The organism is Nocardioides pollutisoli (genome assembly GCF_040045055.1).
GTDB lineage: Bacteria > Actinomycetota > Actinomycetes > Propionibacteriales > Nocardioidaceae > Nocardioides > Nocardioides tweenelious.
Genome location: NZ_JBDZDU010000001.1, coordinates 2,808,458 through 2,824,070 on the forward strand (window position 1 = coordinate 2,808,458; position 15,613 = coordinate 2,824,070).

The window sequence follows — 15,613 nt, forward strand, 5'->3', positions numbered from 1 at the left end:
GCCGATCAGCGCGGGTCTGCGGTGGTGGACTTCGTGCTGGTGCTCGTCGTCCTGGTGCCGCTCTTCCTCGGCATCCTCCAGGTCGCGCTCGTGCTCCTGGTCCGCAACACCGTCGCGTCTGCGGCGTCCGAGGGTGCGCGATACGCCGCCACGCTGGACCGCGATCCCGCTGATGGCGCCGCACGGACGCGCAGCCAGATCGACGGAGCGGTCTCCGGCGGCTTCGCCCGGGACGTCGACGCCCACGCGGCGATGGTCGACGGGGTCCCGGGAGTCGAGGTCACCGTGCACGTGGTCGTCCCCGCACTGGGCATCGGCGGTCCGGGCATCGAGTTCACCGTCACCGGGCACGCGGTCGAGGAGCAGCCGCCGTGAGGCGTCGCACCCGCGACGAGCGGGGCAGCGCCCTCGTCGAGCTGAGCTGGCTCGGGATCCTGCTCCTGGTCCCGGTGCTCTGGATCGTAGTGTCGGTCTTCGACGTGCAGCGCGGTGCCTTCGCCGTCTCGGGAGCGGCTCGGGCGGCGGGGCGTGCCTACGCCCTCGCACCCGACGACGCCACCGGGCGGGCGCGGGCCTACGCGGCCGCGGCGCAAGCGCTCGACGACCAGGGCGTGCACGGCGTCCCGCTCGACGTCGAGATCACCTGCACGCCGTACCCCCAGGACTGCCACTCCGGCACCTCGGTGATCACCGTCGTCGTGCGCTCGCGGGTCGACCTGCCGCTGATGCCGGCGATCCTCGGTGGCAGTGCGCCGGGCTTCGCGCTGGACGCGACCCACACGGTCCCCATCGGACAGTTCCAGGAGGTCGCCGATGCGACGCCGTGACGAGTCCGGCCAGACCACGGTGCTGATCGTGGGCCTCGCGCTCGTGCTCGCCATGGCGGTTGCCATGGTCGTCGACGTGTCCGCGGCCTATCTCCAGCGCCAGGGGCTCGACACCGTCGCCGACGGCGCCGCACTCCGTGGCGCGGACCTCGGGGCGACCGGACGTGAGGTGTACGCCGGGGGAGTCCCGGAAGGTCGTCTCGACCTGACGGCCGGTGCCGTCCGCTCGTCGGTGCAGGACTACCTCGCGAGCTCGGGCGCCTACGCGAAGTACCCCGGCCTGTCCTTCACCGTCCACGTCGACCCGCGCACCTCCAGCGTCACCGTGCACGTCACCGCGCCGCTCGACCTGCCGCTCACCGTCCCGGGCTCGCCGGCGGTCGCGACGATCGGCGCGACCGGGTCTGCGGTGGTGGTGGCGGAGCGATAGGACGGGACGACGAAGCCCCGGGCCGCTCGCTGCGTGAGGGCGGTCCCGGGGCTCTGTCGTCGCTCAGGCGTTGATGGCGGCCGGCTGCTCCCCGCGCTCGCTGCTCGAGCCGTGGGAGACCTCGATCTTGCGCGGCTTGGCCTTCTCCGCGACCGGGACGGTCAGCCGCAGGACGCCGTCGGCGTAGCCGGCCTCGATGCGGTCCAGGTCGAGGTTGTCGCCGAGCACGAGCTGGCGGCTGAAGACACCGCGCGGACGCTCGGCCGCCAGCGACTCCCAGTCGCCGTTGCGGGCCACGCGCTCGGCCCGGACGGTGAGCACGTTGCGCTCGACGTCGAGGTCGATGCTCTCGCGGGCGACGCCGGGGAGGTCGAACTCGATGACGAAGCGGTCACCCTCGCGCCACGCGTCCATCGGCATGACCGCGGGGCGGTTGGTGGTGCCGAGGACCTGCTGAGCCAGGCGGTCGAGGTCACGGAACGGGTCGGTCGTACGAAGCAGCATCACATGTCCTCCTGGTTCGTCGGTCAGGGACTTGTGGTCCCTAGATCTGTAACAGCGGATACAGGTTTTATATAGTCAATGCATGAGCCGGAGTCAAGCGGAGGATGGTCAGCGCAGTCGTGGCGTGTTCGCCATCTCGGTGGCGGCCGAGATGGTGTCGATGGAGATCCAGAACCTCCGCGTCTACGAGCGCCGCGGGCTGGTCGAGCCCGACCGCACGCCCGGTGGGTCGCGGCTCTACAGCGCCGACGACATCGACCGGCTGCACCGGGTCCGCGAGCTCCTGGCCGACGGGCTCAACCTCGCCGGGATCGCGCACGTCGTCGCCCTCGAGGAGCGGGTGCGCGTCCTCGAGGAGCGGCTGCGCCGCAGCGGCGGGCGGCGATGAGGGAGCGCTGACGGGCTGCGGGGGTTTCGAGACAGGCCCCCAGGGGGCCTTCCTCAACCAACGCTGGGGACAGGCCCCCAGGGGCCTTGCTCGACCAACGCTGGGGACAGGCCCCCAGGGGCCTTGCTCGACCAACGCTGGGGACAGGCCCCCAGGGGCCTTGCTCGACCAACGCTGGGGACAGGCGCCCAGGGGGCCTTCCTCAACCAACGCTGGGGACAGGCCCGCAGGGGGCCTTCCTCAACCAACGGGCTACGGCGTGCCGGTGAAGTACGGCGAGAACTCCCAGGTCTTGAGCAGGCGGGTCGCCATGCCCTTGTCGAACTTCGCGCCACCGGTGCCCTGGTTGGGCAGCCACGGGCGGCTCACCCAGAGGTAGGCGTCGACGTACTTCGCGGCCGTCGCCTCGTCGGCCGCCGAGAGTCCCCAGAGGGGGTTGTCGACGTCGGTGGTCGGCGGGACGCCGAGCGCCGTGCAGGGGTTCTTCTGGTTCTTCTTCGTGCAGGGGTTGATCTCGCCGGGGGCGGTGTAGGGCCCGCTGTGCGGTCCGCGCGGGTTGATCTCGCTGCCGGCGAAGGGCTGGCCGTTGTCGGAGGTGTCGAGCACCGCGTGCTTGCCGGGCAGACCCAGGTCGGCGAGCTGCTGCGAGACCTCCTTGGCGAAGTTGATCTCACGGTCGAGGTAGTTCTTGTGCGACACGTTCATCGAGAAGCCGCGGGCAAACTCCACGCCCGAGAGCTTGAGCCACTTCGCGACCGTGGCGGCGTCGCCGAGCGCCCAGTCCTCCGAGCCCATGTCGACGTAGACCGTCGTGTGCGGCTGCGCGGAGAGCGTCTTCGACGTCCACTTCAGCAGCCGCGCGGGCAGCAGGGCCTGCTTGCGGCCGAGCTTGTCGGCGTACGCCTCGAAGGCCTTTTTCACGAAGTAGCCGTCCGGCTGCAGCACCACCGCGACCGGGTTGTCGTCGATCGCCCGGGCGACACCGCGCACGAAGGTCTTGTACGACGCCTGCTCGGCCTCCGTCGGGAGCCGCTTGTCGATCCGCGCCTCGCCCTCCCACGGGAACATCCGGAAGAGGGTCATGATCGTCAGCCTGGTCGGGTCGCCGTCCTGGGCGTTGTCGATGTACTGCCGGGTCAGGTCGTCGGCCTGGCTGTCGGCGACCCACTTCCCGAAGAACTTCGCCTTGTGGATCATCGCGATCGGCGCGAGCTCGTCCTGCGCCGCCTGCCCGAGCTTGGCCCAGCCGTTGTAGGCGGGGTCCTGCAGCCCGAGGTAGACGCCCCACTCGCGCCCGGCGAGCGGGTTGGACGGGTTGGCGTCCTGCACGGTGGTGACCGGCGCGATGTAGAGGGTCTGCTCGGTCGACGCCGCCTTGCCGGTGGCGATGCCGATCGTGCCGCGCACGGCGACGTCGTAGGTGTGGCCGAGCTCGAGCCCGCTCGTGATCGTGTACGACGTCGTGGTCAGTGGCACGGTCGCGACCACGACACCGTCGAGCATCACGTCGTACAGGAGCGGCGTCGGCAGCCCGGTCGGGGCGGACCAGGTCACCTCGATCGCCTGCCGGCCCGGCACGACGGTCGTGTGCAGCTGCTTCGGCGGCCCGGGCGTGACGCCGGGGCCGGCGGCGGTGGCGTCCGGGCCGGTCGGCAGCGCCATGAGCGCGGCGACCACGCCGAGCGCGAGCAGTCGGATCAGGCGTGTGCGCATGGCGGGACGGCTCCCCGGATGACGTCTCGGATGGTGCTTCGAGCGTAAGACGTTCGGAGCCGCCCCGGGGGCGGTTTGGTCAGCTGGTCTTCGCGATGACCCCCAGCGGGAGGAAGTCCTGCCCGTTGAGGTTCGTGTAGATGTTCGACCCGTAGGCGTAGCCGCCGGGCGCGGTCGTGACAGCGCTCGGGTGGCGCTCGGGCACCGGCGACGGCACGAACTCACCGCTGTCGATGTCGAGGAACCTGCCGCGGTAGGAGTCGAACCACAAGAGGCTGCCGAGCGCGTGGATCCGCGTGCTGTAGCCCGCGCCGTTGAACTTCGACGGCGTGGAGAACTGGTCGTCCCTGGTCGAGCGCGAGCTCATCTTGGTGATGCCCCGGCTGTTGACGGCGGTGGGACCCTCGAAGACCTTCTGGAAGAGCCCGTTGGCGAAGACCGAGGAGCCCTGCACCGCGAGGTCGTAGACCGGCCCGTGGATGTGCGGGTCGAAGTACGGCCGGCGGTCGCCGTTGGTGGCGTCCACGCGGAGCAGTGCGGTGTTGCGCAGGCCGCCGTTCGCGCTCTTGCGCTTGAAGCTGCCGCCGAGCAGCAGGTCGCCGCCGACGCTGCTGAGCGTGCTGACGTAGCCGAGCAGCGGGACCTGGAACGACCGCACCTTCTTGCCCCGGGCGTCGTAGACCGTGATCCGGTTGCGGGGGAACTTGATGTCGTTGTCGAGACGCTGCGCGACGTAGAGCCGGTCGCCGATCGTGGTGATGCCTGACAGGTTGCTCACCTTGAGGGAGAGCTTGGGCAGCGCGGCGCCCGAGTCGGGATCGAAGGCGCGCACCGACGACGTGTAGTTGTAGTAGGGGTGGTTGACGTCGTAGCTGTCGTAGCCCTCGAAGTGGTTGCTCGCCATGTACAACGCGTCGGAGCCGATGGTCAGGTCGCCGTACGGCCGCTCGCTCATGTGGAACCCCCGCAGCGGCTCCAGGGTCGTGGCGTCCAGGGCGGCGATGTTGCGCGTGCGCATCCAGTCGCTCATCGCGAAGGTGCCACCGACGAAGACGGCGCCGCCGGAGAGCTCCACGGCGTTGACCTGCTTGTCGTACTTCGGGGTGCTGACGTCGACGCGGGTGCCCGAGGTCGCGTCGAGGACCGCGAGCCCATCGGTGGCCACGCCGCCCGCCGAGGTGAAGCTGCCGGCGACCCACAGGTGGCTGCCGTCGAGCGCGAGGTCGTAGACGCCGCCCGGTCCACCGAAGGTGCCGTTGCTCCCGGCGAAGTGGGCGTTGAAGGTCGGGTCGACCGCACCGGTCTCGGGGTCGAGCACCTGCAGCCGGTCCGTGCGGTCGGAGCCGACGTAGAGGCCGCCGTCCGTCCAGAGCAGCGAGTGGTAGTAGCGCCCCGACTGGGCCGCACCCGCGTTGAACGTCGCGTCCACGGCGCCGGTGGTCGGGTCGAGGGCGACCAGCTTGTGGGTGCCGACGTACAGGTGGCCACCGCCGAGCGTGAGCGCGTGCACCTCCTCGGCCGAGGTCGACGTGAAGGCGGGCAGCGTGGCGCCGGTCAGGAGGTTGACCGCCGAGAGGTGGTCCTCGGTGCCGACGTAGAGAGCCGTCGGCCCGGCCTCGAGCTCGGTGACGCGCCGGCTCTGCGGTGCGTCGAAGGGCAGGACGGAGCCGTCCGCGACGGAGACGGCCGCGAGCCCGGCCCGGGACGCCGAGCCGACCTTGGTGAAGTCACCGCCGACGTAGAGCGTGCCGCCGACGAGCGCGATCGCGCTCACCAGGCCGTTGGTCTTCGGGAGGAACGCGGGGTCCAGGGAGCCGTCCGCCAGCACGTGCGCCAGGCCGCCGGACGCCTTGCCGCCGATCCCGGAGAAGTCGCCGCCGAGGTACCAGCCGCCGGCGCCGTCGCTGACCTCGACCGAGATCTGGCCGTCGGCGAGCTGCGGGCTGGCGAGCTGGGCGCCGGTGGCGTCGAGGCGGTCGCCCGCGCCCTGGTAGCGGCCGATCCGTCCGAAGGCGCCGACCGCGTAGATCCGGTCCCCGGCGTGCACCAGGTCGAAGATCGACCCGTCCGTGATCAGGGAGCCGGCGGGCAGGTCGCCCGGACGGGGGTCCTCCTGCACCCGGAGGGTCGAGCCGGGGCTCGTCTGCTGCGCCGTGGCGCTCGGCGCGCCCAGCGTGAGGCCCAGGGCCAGCGCAAGCGTGAAGGGAACGGCGACGGAGATCGAGCGGCGGGGGACCATGTCCGGAGGTTAGGTCGCTGGCGCCGGATCGGTGGCGGTTACGATGCGACAGGGGGAACGGTCTAGCCCATGCCTTCGGAGGTTTGCACCATCGCCACCCGACTGATGTCCATCTGTCCGCTGGTCTGCCTGCTCGTGAGCGCGTCGGCCTGGCTGGCGCCGGCCGAGGCGAGCGTCCCTGCCCCGGGCGACTCGAAGACCTACCAACGCGACGCCATCGACGCGACCAACCTCGAGCGACGCCTCCACGACCGGGTCAGGCTCAGGCAGGCGGACTGCGTGCAGCGGTTCGCGGTCAAGCAGGCCGGACGGATGGCGGCCCGGGAGGTGATGTTCCACCAGGAGCTCGGCCCGATCCTGCGCCAGTGCGGGCTCCAGGAGGTGGGTGAGAACGTCGCCTACGGCTATCCCACCGGGACCTCCGTCGTCGTCGTGGGCTGGATGAACTCGCCGCCGCACCGGAAGAACATCATGCGCCCGGGCTACCGCCTGATCGGGCTCGGAGCACGACAGGGCCAGGACGGCTCGTGGTACGTCTCGCAGGTCTTCGGCCGGAAGATGTCCCGCTGAGATGAGCTAGGTTCCTCGGGTGGGCGAGGAGCGCAACCGTCCGACGATCGTGGTCGTCGACGACGCCGCTGAGGTGCGGGCGCTGGTCCGCGCTCGGCTGCGGCTTTCCGACAAGCTCGACGTGGTCGGCGGCGCGGCCAACGGTGCCGAAGCGGTCGAGCTGGTGCGCCAGCTCCGGCCGACGCTGGTCCTCCTCGACGTGTCCATGCCGGTCATGGACGGACTCGAGGCGCTGCCGCTGATCCTCGAGGCCTCCCCGGGGACCCGGGTGGTGATGTACAGCGGCTTCCAGGAGCAGGGCCTCGCGCACCGCGCGATGGCGCTCGGCGCCTCGGCGTTCCTGGAGAAGTCGATGGCGCTCGACGATCTCGCCGAGGACCTGCTCGCCGTCCTCGGCGCGGACGCGCCGGTGGCGCCGACCAGCCCGCTGGAGACCCAGCACCCGGCCGCCGACGACCTCGACCGCAGCATCCTGCGTGAGCACCTCGAGCGTTTCCGGGAGGTCTTCGAGGACGCCGCGATCGGCATGGCCACGGTGACGCTCGCCGGTCAGATCGTCCGCGCCAACCGCACGCTCGCGGCGCTCTTCGAGCTCTCGGTCGACGACCTGGTCGGCGTACCCTTCGCCGACTTCACGGCAGCGAGCGCGACCGCGGTCCGCGCCGCGCTCGCGGACATCCTCGCGGGTCGCCGTCGGGTCGTGAAGATCGAGCACGAGATCGCCGGACCGGCGGTGCCGCTCCAGGTCCGCACCACCCTGGCTCCGGTCCTCGACAGCAACGACCGGCCGCTCTACCTCTTCCTGCAGATGGAGGATGTCACCGCCCAGCGCGGTGCCGAGGAGGAGCTGCGGCGCAGCGAGGACCGCTTCCGGCTGCTGGTCGAGACGGTCGAGGACTACGCGATCTTCATGCTCTCGCCCGAGGGCCTGATCGAGAGCTGGAACGCCGGGGCGCAGCGCACCAAGGGCTACACGGCCGACGAGATCATCGGCCAGCACTTCCGGGTCTTCTACCCGCCGGAGCTGCAGGAGTCCCAGCACCCGGAGCACGAGCTCGTGATGGCCCTGCGCGACGGTCACTACGAGGAGGAGGGCTGGCGGGTCCGCAAGGACGGCACCCAGTTCTGGGCCAACGTCGTCATCACGACGGTCCGCAACGGGGACGGCCGCCACGTGGGCTTCGCGAAGGTCACGCGGGACGTGTCGGAGCGACGCGCGATGCTCCAGGAACGCGAGGCGACCTCCGCGGCGCTGACGGCGGCCAACGCCCGGCTGCAGCAGGTCGCCGAGGACCAGGCGCACTTCCTCGCCGTCACGGCCCACGAGCTGCGCACCCCGGTCGGGGTGCTCGGGGGTACGGCGGACACGCTGGCGGCCCACTGGGCCGACCTCGAGGAGGACGAGCGCGACGAGCTGCTCGCAGGCATGAGCTCCAGCGCCGGGCGGCTGCGGCGGCTGCTCGCCGACCTGCTGACCGCGTCGCGCCTGCAGTCCAGCGCCCTCCAGCTCGACCTCGCCGCGGTCGACGTCGGCGCGGTCGTCGACACCAGCGTCGCCACCGCGCAGCGCACCCACCCGGGGGCCGCGATCATCGCCGACACCGAGCGCGACCTGGTGGTGCAGGGAGACGGCCAGCGCCTGGCCCAGATCGTCGACAACCTGGTCAGCAACGCGCTGGCGCACGGCGTCCCACCCGTGGTCGCCAGTGCCCGCCGGATCGGTGACGAGATCGAGGTCGCCGTGTCGGACGCCGGTCCGGGCGTCCAGCCCGAGATGTCCGAGCGGCTCTTCGAGCGCTTCTCCACGGGCCGCGCCGCCGGTGGCACCGGACTCGGTCTCTACATCGTCCGACAGCTGGCGCGAGCCCACGGCGGCGACGCGACGTACCGCCGCCCGGAGGGGTCGGAACCCGGCGCTTTCGTCGTGCTCCTCCCGCACAGCCCTCCGAACGCCTAGGCTGCCTCCCGTGCCGATCCGCGTCCTCTTGGTGGACGACGTCGTGGAGGTACGCCGGTTGGTCCGCACCTCCCTTCGTTTTCGGGGCGGCTTCGAGGTCGTGGGCGAGGCGGCTGACGGTGCCGAAGCCGTCATGCTCGCTGCTCAACTGCGTCCCGACATCGTCGTTCTCGACCTCGGCCTGCCCGACATCGCCGGCGGGGAGGTGCTCGGTCGCATCCGTCAGGAGTCGCCGGCCTCCAAGGTCGTGGTCTTCTCCGGCCTCGAGACCGTCGACCGGGCCTGGCTCGACTCCCACGCCGAGGGGTTCGTCCTCAAGGACGCCGACCTGGGCTACCTCATGGAGCTCCTCGAGTCGGTCGGTCGGCCGTCGGACACCGAGGCGGTCCTCGATCTCCCCGACGACCTGGCGAGCGTCGCGGTCGCGCGACGGTTCGTCCGCGAGAAGCTCGTCGAGTGGGGCATCGACGAGCCGATGGACGACGCGCTGCTGGTCGTCAGTGAGCTCGCCGCCAACGCGCTGACGCACGCCGAGTCGTCCTACCGCGTCCGCCTCGTCGCCACCGGGACCGCGCTGCGGATCGAGGTCGAGGACGACGGCGCGGGCACCCCGGAGCCGCAGCCGTTGACCGAGACCGAGGAGCACGGTCGCGGCCTGCACCTGGTCGGCGCCCTCGCCGCGTCGTGGGGCATGGAGGCCGGCGGGAGCGGTGGCAAGCGGGTCTGGGCGGACCTGGCCATCCCGGCGCTGGCGCCCGGTGTGGGTCACTGAGTAGGTCCCACTCACCGTCAGCCCGTAACCTTGCTCCTTGTGGCAGGACCGGACTTCGAAGCAGAGATCAAGCAGCTCCAGGCGACCATGCACACGATCGAGCAGGTGCTCGACGTCGACGCCATGCGCCGGGAGATCGCCGACCTGGGTGAACAGGTCGCCGCGCCCGACCTCTGGGACAACGTGGAGAGCGCGACCCGGATCACCGGTCGCCTGTCCGCGCTCCAGGGTGAGCTCGACCGCGTGACTGCGCTCGGTGGTCGCATCGAGGACCTCGCGATCATGGTCGAGCTCGGCCAGGAGGAGGGCGACGCAGGCGCGATCGCCGACGCCGAGCTCGAGCTCGAGCGGGTGAAGAAGGTCGTCGACAACCTGGAGGTCCGCACCCTCCTCAACGGTGAGTACGACGCGCGCGAGGCGCTCGTCTCGATCCGCGCCGGCGCCGGTGGCGTCGATGCGGCCGACTTCGCCGAGACGCTGATGCGGATGTACGTCCGCTGGGCCGAGCAGCACGGCTACCCCGTCGAGGTCTTCGAGACGTCGTACGCCGAGGAGGCCGGCCTCAAGTCCGCCACCTTCGCCATCCACGCGCCGTACACCTACGGCACGCTGTCGGTCGAGGCCGGCACCCACCGTCTGGTCCGGATCAGCCCGTTCGACAACCAGGGCCGCCGGCAGACGTCGTTCGCCGCGGTCGAGGTCGTCCCGGTGCTCGAGCAGACCGACGAGATCGACATCCCCGACGAGGACATCCGCGTCGACGTCTACCGCTCCGGCGGTCCGGGTGGCCAGTCGGTCAACACCACCGACTCCGCCGTACGCCTCACGCACATCCCGACCGGCACGGTCGTCAGCTGCCAGAACGAGAAGTCGCAGCTGCAGAACAAGGCCTCCGCGATGGTCGTGCTCAAGGCCAAGCTGCTCGCGCTGAAGAAGGCCGAGGAGAAGGCACACCTCGACGGGCTGCGCGGCGACGTGCAGGCGAGCTGGGGCGACCAGATGCGCAACTACGTGCTGAACCCCTACCAGATCGTCAAGGACCTCCGGACCGGCTACGAGCAGGGCAACCCGCAGGCCGTGTTCGACGGCGACCTCGACGGGTTCCTCGAGGCCGGCATCCGCTGGCGCCGCGGCGCCGAGAAGGCCGCCGAGAACTAGGCATCCGGAGGTTGAGGAGGTCGCGCAGCGACCGTCTCGAAACCCCCGCAGCCAACGCATGTACGTCGGGTTTCGCGGTTTCGAGACAGGACTTCGTCCTTCCTCAACCAGCGGAGCGTGACACCACCGCACCGATCGCCCGGGCGACAGCGTCAGCGAGGGCGTCGGCGCCCACCGTGCCGGGGGAGACCTGCGCGTCGTCGAAGAGCGCCTGGGAGGCGCCGAGGGCGAAGAGGATCCGCCACGCCGCCTCGGCGTCGGCGGGTGACGCGTCGAAGCGGCTGCGCAGCCAGCCGCAGACGGTGCGGGCCAGCAGGTGCGAGCTGCGCTCGTTGCGCTGCTCGAGGCCGGCGTCGCCCTGCCCCTCGACCAGGAACGCCCGCATCGGGCCGCGGTGCCTCGTGAAGATGTCGAGCGCGGCGTCCGCCAGCAGACGCAGGGCGCGGGTGTCGTCGGGCTCGGCGTCCGCGCGGGCGAAGGCCGCCGCCGTCTCGGTCTCGATCGTCGACAACGCCCGGTCCTGGGCGGCGAGCAGTAGCCCGGCCCGGTCGCCGAAGCGGTGGTAGAGCGATCCGTTGGACGTCTCGGCCAGCTGGGCGACGGCAGCGACCGTGACCGCCTGCAGCCCACCGGCCTCGAGCAGCTCCAGGGTCGCGTCGAGCATCCGGTCGGCCGACGACGAGCTGCGGGTCTGGAGCGGGGTGCGCACGAGCGTCACTGTACAGAACTGGAGTGCCTGCTCTAGTTTGTCGACCATGAGGCGCGACCACTGGAAGCGACGCAACGACGAGCTCGACCCGGCCACCGACTTCGTGGAGATCTACGCGACCGTCGTCGGGCACGAGTTCCCCTGGGACATGAACCAGGCGCTCGGCTTCGCTCTGTTCCGCACGTACGCGGTCCCCGGCATCGGGCGGCTGCTCGACGAGACCGGCGAGTTCACCGGCAACGTGCAGAAGCGCTACGACGACACGGCGCTGCTGCTCGAGCCGCCGACCCGGCTGGGGTTCGACGACCCGGAGGCCAAGGCCGCGATCCGCCGGATCAACGCGATGCACCGGGCCTACGACATCCCCAACCACGAGTTCCGCTACGTGCTCAGCACCTTCGTCGTCGTCCCCAAGCGCTGGCTCGACGACTACGGCAAGCGGCCGCTGACGCCCAACGAGCTCGAGGCGAGCGTGCACTACTACCGCACCCTCGGCCGCCACCTGGGCATCAAGGACATCCCGGAGACGTACGCCGACTTCGAGGAGCTGATGGACTCCTACGAGGCCGAGCACTTCGGCTACGACGAGGGCGGCCGTCGCGTCGCGGACTCGACGCTCGCGCTGATGGTCGACTTCCAGCCGAGGGTGGCGCGACCGGTGATGGGCATCTTCAGCCGCGCGCTGATGGACCCGCCGCTGCGCGCCGCGTTCCGGTACGACGACCCGCCGGCCGCCGTGGTCGCGATCTCGCGCGGCGCACTCAAGGCCCGCGGGTTCCTGCTGCGCGCCTTCCCGGCGCGCAAGGACCCGAAGCTGATCGAGGACCTGCCGCAGATCCGCAGCTATCCCGACGGCTACGACATCGAGCAGCTCGGCACCTTCCCGGTGCCCGGCGTCGCCGGCTGCCCGGTGCGCCACGGAGACGCGGAGCAGCTCAGCAGCTGACCATGACCTCGGCGTCACACACGTCATTGCCGCCGCGGCCGTCGACCGTGTCCTGGCCGCCGGAGCCGAAGAGCCGGTTCGGCCCGTCGTCGCCGTAGATGGTGTCGTCGCCGGGACTGCCGTCCACGTCCTCGATGCCGGCGATGGGGAACGCCCCGACGGTCGCGTTGGTCACGGTCGCGGCCGCCAGGTCGATGGTGGCGCCCTCGTCGTCGTACCAGAGGCCGATGGTGTCGGTGCCCGGACCGCCGTCGACGACCTCCGGGTTCGACGCGCCGACCTGGATCCGATCGTCGCCCGAGCCGGTGTGGATCGCGCCGTAGGCGAAGGACACGGTCACCGTGTCGTCGCCGGCGCCCATGTGGACGACGCTCCGGCCCCTCACGATGTCGACGGCGTCGTTGCCACCTCCGGTGGTGATCTCGTCCGAGCCGCCGTTGTCGTAGTAGTCGTCAGCGCGAGAGGTCCCGACGAACACGTCGTCGCCGAAGGTCCCCATGAACCCCTCGACGCCGGTGAAGGCGTCGCGCTCGTTGCCCACTTCGTGTCCGTCCGCGACGGTCAGGCTGATGGCGGGGCCGGTGAAGGCGAGACGGTCGTGGCCGGGTCCACCGTGGAAGAGATCGGCCGCGCCACGGCGGCCCGCGGGAGCGTCGCGGTCGAGGAAGTCGTCGTCGCCCGGCCCGCCCCAGACCTCCGCCCGGCCCACTCCGACGTCGATGTAGTCCGTGCCCGCTCCGCCGCACACCAGGTCGTGTCCGCCACCGCTCTGCTGGTACGTGTCGTCGCCCGCTCCGAGGACCACCACGTCGTCGCCGCTGGTGCCGAAGACGTAGTCGTCGCCGTCACCGAAGACCATCGTGGCCCGTTTGCCGCCACAGGTGGGCGCCGCGTCGGCCGCCGGTGAGACGGTGAGCAGAGGGAGGACCAGGAGGGTGAGGACGAGCAGGTGGCGCACCGGGTGCTCCCTTTCCGAGATGGTGGCAGTGCTGATCAGCGTGCAGTGACCCGCTTCGAGGCCGGGCTGAACGCCCCGAACCCCTCGGAGTTGCGCGCCTGCACCCGGAAGCTCCACACGCCCCGACCGAGCACGAAGGACGCGGCGTGCGTGCTCGCCTTCAGCACGTTCGAGCTGAGCGTCCGCACCGCGAAGCCGTTCTTCCACCGGGTCGCGCTGACCACGTAGCCGTCGACCGCGGCGCCGCCGTCGTCCAGAGGAGCCGCCCAGCGCGCCGTCGCGGTCACCTGTCCGCCCCGCGCCCCCGGGCTCGCCCGGCCGATGGTCGGTGCGCCCGGGACGTCGACCGTGGGGTCGGGGTCGGGGTCGACGTCGCCGCAGCTGCTGGTCAGCGTGTAGGCGCCGATGCTGGCGTAGTCGTCGTAGCCGTTGGCCGGGGTGCCGTTGCCGACGCCGTCGACGGAGACGACGTAGTCGCCAGGGTCCACCTCGGTGGAGATGCTCGCCGACATGCCGCTGGCCACGAAGTCGCTGACCCGGGTCGACGTCGGGTTGTCGGAGGCGACCAGGTTGCCGTCGCCGTCGTAGAGCCGCAGCTCGATGTCGAGGTCTGGGCTGACGGGAGCCACCTCGGCGTCGATCGTCAGCGCGCCCTCGCACTCGCCGAGGTCGTAGAAGTCCTTGTCCGAGCGGGTCGTGACGTACGCCGTACCGCTGGGAAGCCCCGAGGCCGTGGCGATCGTGCCCCCGGCCTCGTCGGCGCGATAGCTCAGGCCGTGGCTGGCGATCATCGCCAGGTCGTCCTCGTGGTTGTTCGCGCCCGGGTAGTCGCCCTGGCTCCACTGCACGATCGGCTGGTAGTAGCCGGCACCCATGATCGGCGCCCACGAGCCGTGACCCTCGTAGTAGTCCGGGTCCTTCGCCGTGCCGTCGTGCGACAGGGACAGCTGGTGGCCGACCTCGTGGGTGGCCGCCTCGGCGAGGTACTTGGCGTCGCTGGCCTGGAACGTCTCGCTGGTGAGGTACTGCGAGAAGACCCAGGCGGGTTGTTCCTGCTGGTGCGAGAAGGTCTGGTCGAACGCGCCCAGGATCGCGATGCCGCCGCAGCCGTCGGGGCACAGGATGTCGGCGGCGCTCGGGCTCGGCCCGATCAGGACGTGCGCGCCGTACTGCTGGTCACCGGAGCCGCTCCGGTCGATGACCGCGTCGCCCTGGTCCTCGGTCGTGACGTCGACGTCGAAGGGTGCGTAGTCCTCGCTGACCTGCTGCCAGACGGCCTGGACCGCTGCCTGCTCGGTGGCGTTGAACGTGCTGGCGTTGCCGTCGATCGTCCACGCGGGCTGGTTGTCGGGGACGCCCCATTCGGAGCCCACGTCGTCCGTGCCGTCGAAGTCGAGGAAGATCGTCCGGTTCGAGCCCGGGTTGCTGTGGAGAGCGAAGGTCTGGTCGAGCGGGTACGGCGCGTTGGCCGCGGTGAACCGTCCGCGGTGCTCCAGGCTCGGCGCGACGTCCGTGTAGAACAGCCGACCGCTGTCGGTCAGGGCGGCAGTCGGGTCGGTGCGCAGGATCGTCGACAGCCGAGCCACGGACATGTCGTTGACCGCTGCAGCGTGCTTGATCGAGCTCCCGGCGGGGTCGACCTGCGCGAGCGCGCTCGGCACGGTCATCCCGCTCGTCACCGCCAGCGCGAGCGCGACCGTGAGTGCGCCACGAAGCTTGTTCCCCATCCCCCGACCTCCTGCCGTACGACGCTAGTGGCGCGCCGCGCCGGTGTCCGGGGAATGCGTCAGGAGGTGGCTGCCCCGGCGACCGCCACGCACCAGCGACCGACGCGCTCGACGTCGTTGGCGTCGAGGCTGCAGGAGAGCCAGGCGTCACCGAAGAGCCCGTGGAACGCGGTCTCGTCCCCGCACCTCACCGCGATCGACGGGGAGCCGTAGTCCGGGGCGCCGCGCACCGGGGCGCACCCGTCGGCGTGCGCCGCCGCGCCACGGAGGGCCTGGGCCCGCTCGGCGGTCACCGGCGGCGCGAAGACCCACGCCCGGGCGACCGTTCCGTCGGCCGCGGTCCAGGTGCAGCCGAACTCGTGCACGACGTCGGCCCGAGCGCCGCCGATCCGGACGCGGTCGCCGTTGCCGTAGCTGTCCGAGCTGGTCGGCTCGCCGCCCAGCGCCTCGTCGACCGCAGCCGGCGCGACGCGCGCGCAGAAGTCGGCGCGGGCGACGCTCAGGCCGGTGGTGTCGAAGTCGGCCAGGGGAGTGCTGCTGGCGGAGGGCGGGTCGGCGGGGGCCTCGTCGTCACTGTCGCAGCCGGCCAGCCCGACCCCGAGCAGCGCGAGGACCAGGGCAGCCACGACACGCATGAGGACAACGTACGGCGCCGTCGCAGCGCGCGGAGGACGCGGTCCCCAGGACGTGTGCACCCACCGACTACCCTCGATCC

Annotated in this window: 16 protein-coding genes; 9 read left to right on the forward strand and 7 right to left on the reverse strand. The window is 71.2% G+C overall.

What is annotated here, in order from left to right:
- The first annotated feature begins 24 nt into the window (after positions 1 to 24).
- Genes ABLE68_RS13720 through ABLE68_RS13730 form a run of 3 tightly spaced genes read left to right on the forward strand, consistent with a single transcriptional unit; the run spans position 25 to position 1,257 of the window.
- Entirely contained in the window at positions 25 to 375 is a 351-nt protein-coding gene (locus ABLE68_RS13720) for a TadE/TadG family type IV pilus assembly protein (protein WP_348872039.1), read from the forward strand.
- A complete protein-coding gene (locus tag ABLE68_RS13725; protein ID WP_348872041.1) occupies positions 372 to 827 on the forward strand; it encodes a hypothetical protein in 456 nt (151 codons plus the stop codon). The genes ABLE68_RS13720 and ABLE68_RS13725 overlap by 4 nt, the downstream gene beginning before the upstream one ends.
- Positions 814 to 1,257 (forward strand): TadE/TadG family type IV pilus assembly protein, encoded by a 444-nt coding sequence (locus ABLE68_RS13730; RefSeq protein ID WP_348872044.1) that lies wholly within the window; start codon positions 814 to 816, stop codon positions 1,255 to 1,257. The genes ABLE68_RS13725 and ABLE68_RS13730 overlap by 14 nt, the downstream gene beginning before the upstream one ends.
- Before the next feature lie 63 nt (positions 1,258 to 1,320).
- Here the strand turns inward: ABLE68_RS13730 and ABLE68_RS13735 are convergent, their stop codons facing one another.
- Positions 1,321 to 1,761: an Hsp20/alpha crystallin family protein gene (locus tag ABLE68_RS13735; protein WP_348872045.1), complete on the reverse strand. Its 441-nt coding sequence runs from the start codon at positions 1,759 to 1,761 to the stop codon at positions 1,321 to 1,323.
- Between the two features lie 82 nt (positions 1,762 to 1,843).
- Between ABLE68_RS13735 and ABLE68_RS13740 the strand changes: the two genes are divergently transcribed.
- Complete coding sequence (locus ABLE68_RS13740) at positions 1,844 to 2,149, forward strand: MerR family transcriptional regulator (RefSeq protein WP_348872047.1); 306 nt, start codon at positions 1,844 to 1,846, stop codon at positions 2,147 to 2,149.
- 252 nt (positions 2,150 to 2,401) lie between these two features.
- On the opposite strand, the gene ABLE68_RS13745 is transcribed toward ABLE68_RS13740, so the two are convergent.
- Both ABLE68_RS13745 and ABLE68_RS13750 read right to left on the reverse strand, forming a co-directional pair.
- Positions 2,402 to 3,862, reverse strand: a complete 1,461-nt coding sequence (locus ABLE68_RS13745; protein ID WP_348872050.1) for a glycoside hydrolase family 6 protein — start codon at positions 3,860 to 3,862, stop codon at positions 2,402 to 2,404.
- A 79-nt stretch (positions 3,863 to 3,941) separates the two neighbouring features.
- Entirely contained in the window at positions 3,942 to 6,101 is a 2,160-nt protein-coding gene (locus tag ABLE68_RS13750) for a hypothetical protein (protein WP_348872051.1), read from the reverse strand.
- Between the two features lie 105 nt (positions 6,102 to 6,206).
- On the opposite strand from ABLE68_RS13750, the gene ABLE68_RS13755 reads away from it, so the two are divergent.
- The 4 genes from ABLE68_RS13755 to prfB are packed head-to-tail and all read left to right on the forward strand — an operon-like array spanning position 6,207 to position 10,558.
- Entirely contained in the window at positions 6,207 to 6,671 is a 465-nt protein-coding gene (locus ABLE68_RS13755; protein WP_348872053.1) for a CAP domain-containing protein, read from the forward strand.
- Between the two features lie 19 nt (positions 6,672 to 6,690).
- Positions 6,691 to 8,628 (forward strand): PAS domain S-box protein, encoded by a 1,938-nt coding sequence (locus ABLE68_RS13760; RefSeq protein WP_348872054.1) that lies wholly within the window; start codon positions 6,691 to 6,693, stop codon positions 8,626 to 8,628.
- 10 nt (positions 8,629 to 8,638) lie between these two features.
- Complete coding sequence (locus ABLE68_RS13765; protein ID WP_348872055.1) at positions 8,639 to 9,400, forward strand: response regulator; 762 nt, start codon at positions 8,639 to 8,641, stop codon at positions 9,398 to 9,400.
- A gap of 39 nt (positions 9,401 to 9,439) precedes the next feature.
- A complete protein-coding gene (gene prfB, locus ABLE68_RS13770; protein WP_348872057.1) occupies positions 9,440 to 10,558 on the forward strand; it encodes a peptide chain release factor 2 in 1,119 nt (372 codons plus the stop codon).
- Between the two features lie 103 nt (positions 10,559 to 10,661).
- Here the strand turns inward: prfB and ABLE68_RS13775 are convergent, their stop codons facing one another.
- Positions 10,662 to 11,267: a TetR/AcrR family transcriptional regulator gene (locus ABLE68_RS13775; RefSeq protein WP_348872059.1), complete on the reverse strand. Its 606-nt coding sequence runs from the start codon at positions 11,265 to 11,267 to the stop codon at positions 10,662 to 10,664.
- A 46-nt stretch (positions 11,268 to 11,313) separates the two neighbouring features.
- On the opposite strand from ABLE68_RS13775, the gene ABLE68_RS13780 reads away from it, so the two are divergent.
- Positions 11,314 to 12,213: an oxygenase MpaB family protein gene (locus ABLE68_RS13780; RefSeq protein ID WP_348872060.1), complete on the forward strand. Its 900-nt coding sequence runs from the start codon at positions 11,314 to 11,316 to the stop codon at positions 12,211 to 12,213.
- Here the strand turns inward: ABLE68_RS13780 and ABLE68_RS13785 are convergent.
- The 3 genes from ABLE68_RS13785 to ABLE68_RS13795 are packed head-to-tail and all read right to left on the reverse strand — an operon-like array spanning position 12,203 to position 15,533.
- Positions 12,203 to 13,171, reverse strand: coding sequence for a calcium-binding protein (locus tag ABLE68_RS13785; protein ID WP_348872062.1), 969 nt, complete (start codon positions 13,169 to 13,171; stop codon positions 12,203 to 12,205). The two genes, ABLE68_RS13780 and ABLE68_RS13785, sit on opposite strands and share 11 nt — an antisense overlap.
- Positions 13,172 to 13,206: 35 nt before the next feature.
- Complete coding sequence (locus ABLE68_RS13790; RefSeq protein ID WP_348872064.1) at positions 13,207 to 14,898, reverse strand: fibronectin type III domain-containing protein; 1,692 nt, start codon at positions 14,896 to 14,898, stop codon at positions 13,207 to 13,209.
- Between the two features lie 59 nt (positions 14,899 to 14,957).
- Entirely contained in the window at positions 14,958 to 15,533 is a 576-nt protein-coding gene (locus tag ABLE68_RS13795) for a hypothetical protein (protein ID WP_348872065.1), read from the reverse strand.
- Positions 15,534 to 15,613: the final 80 nt, after the last annotated feature.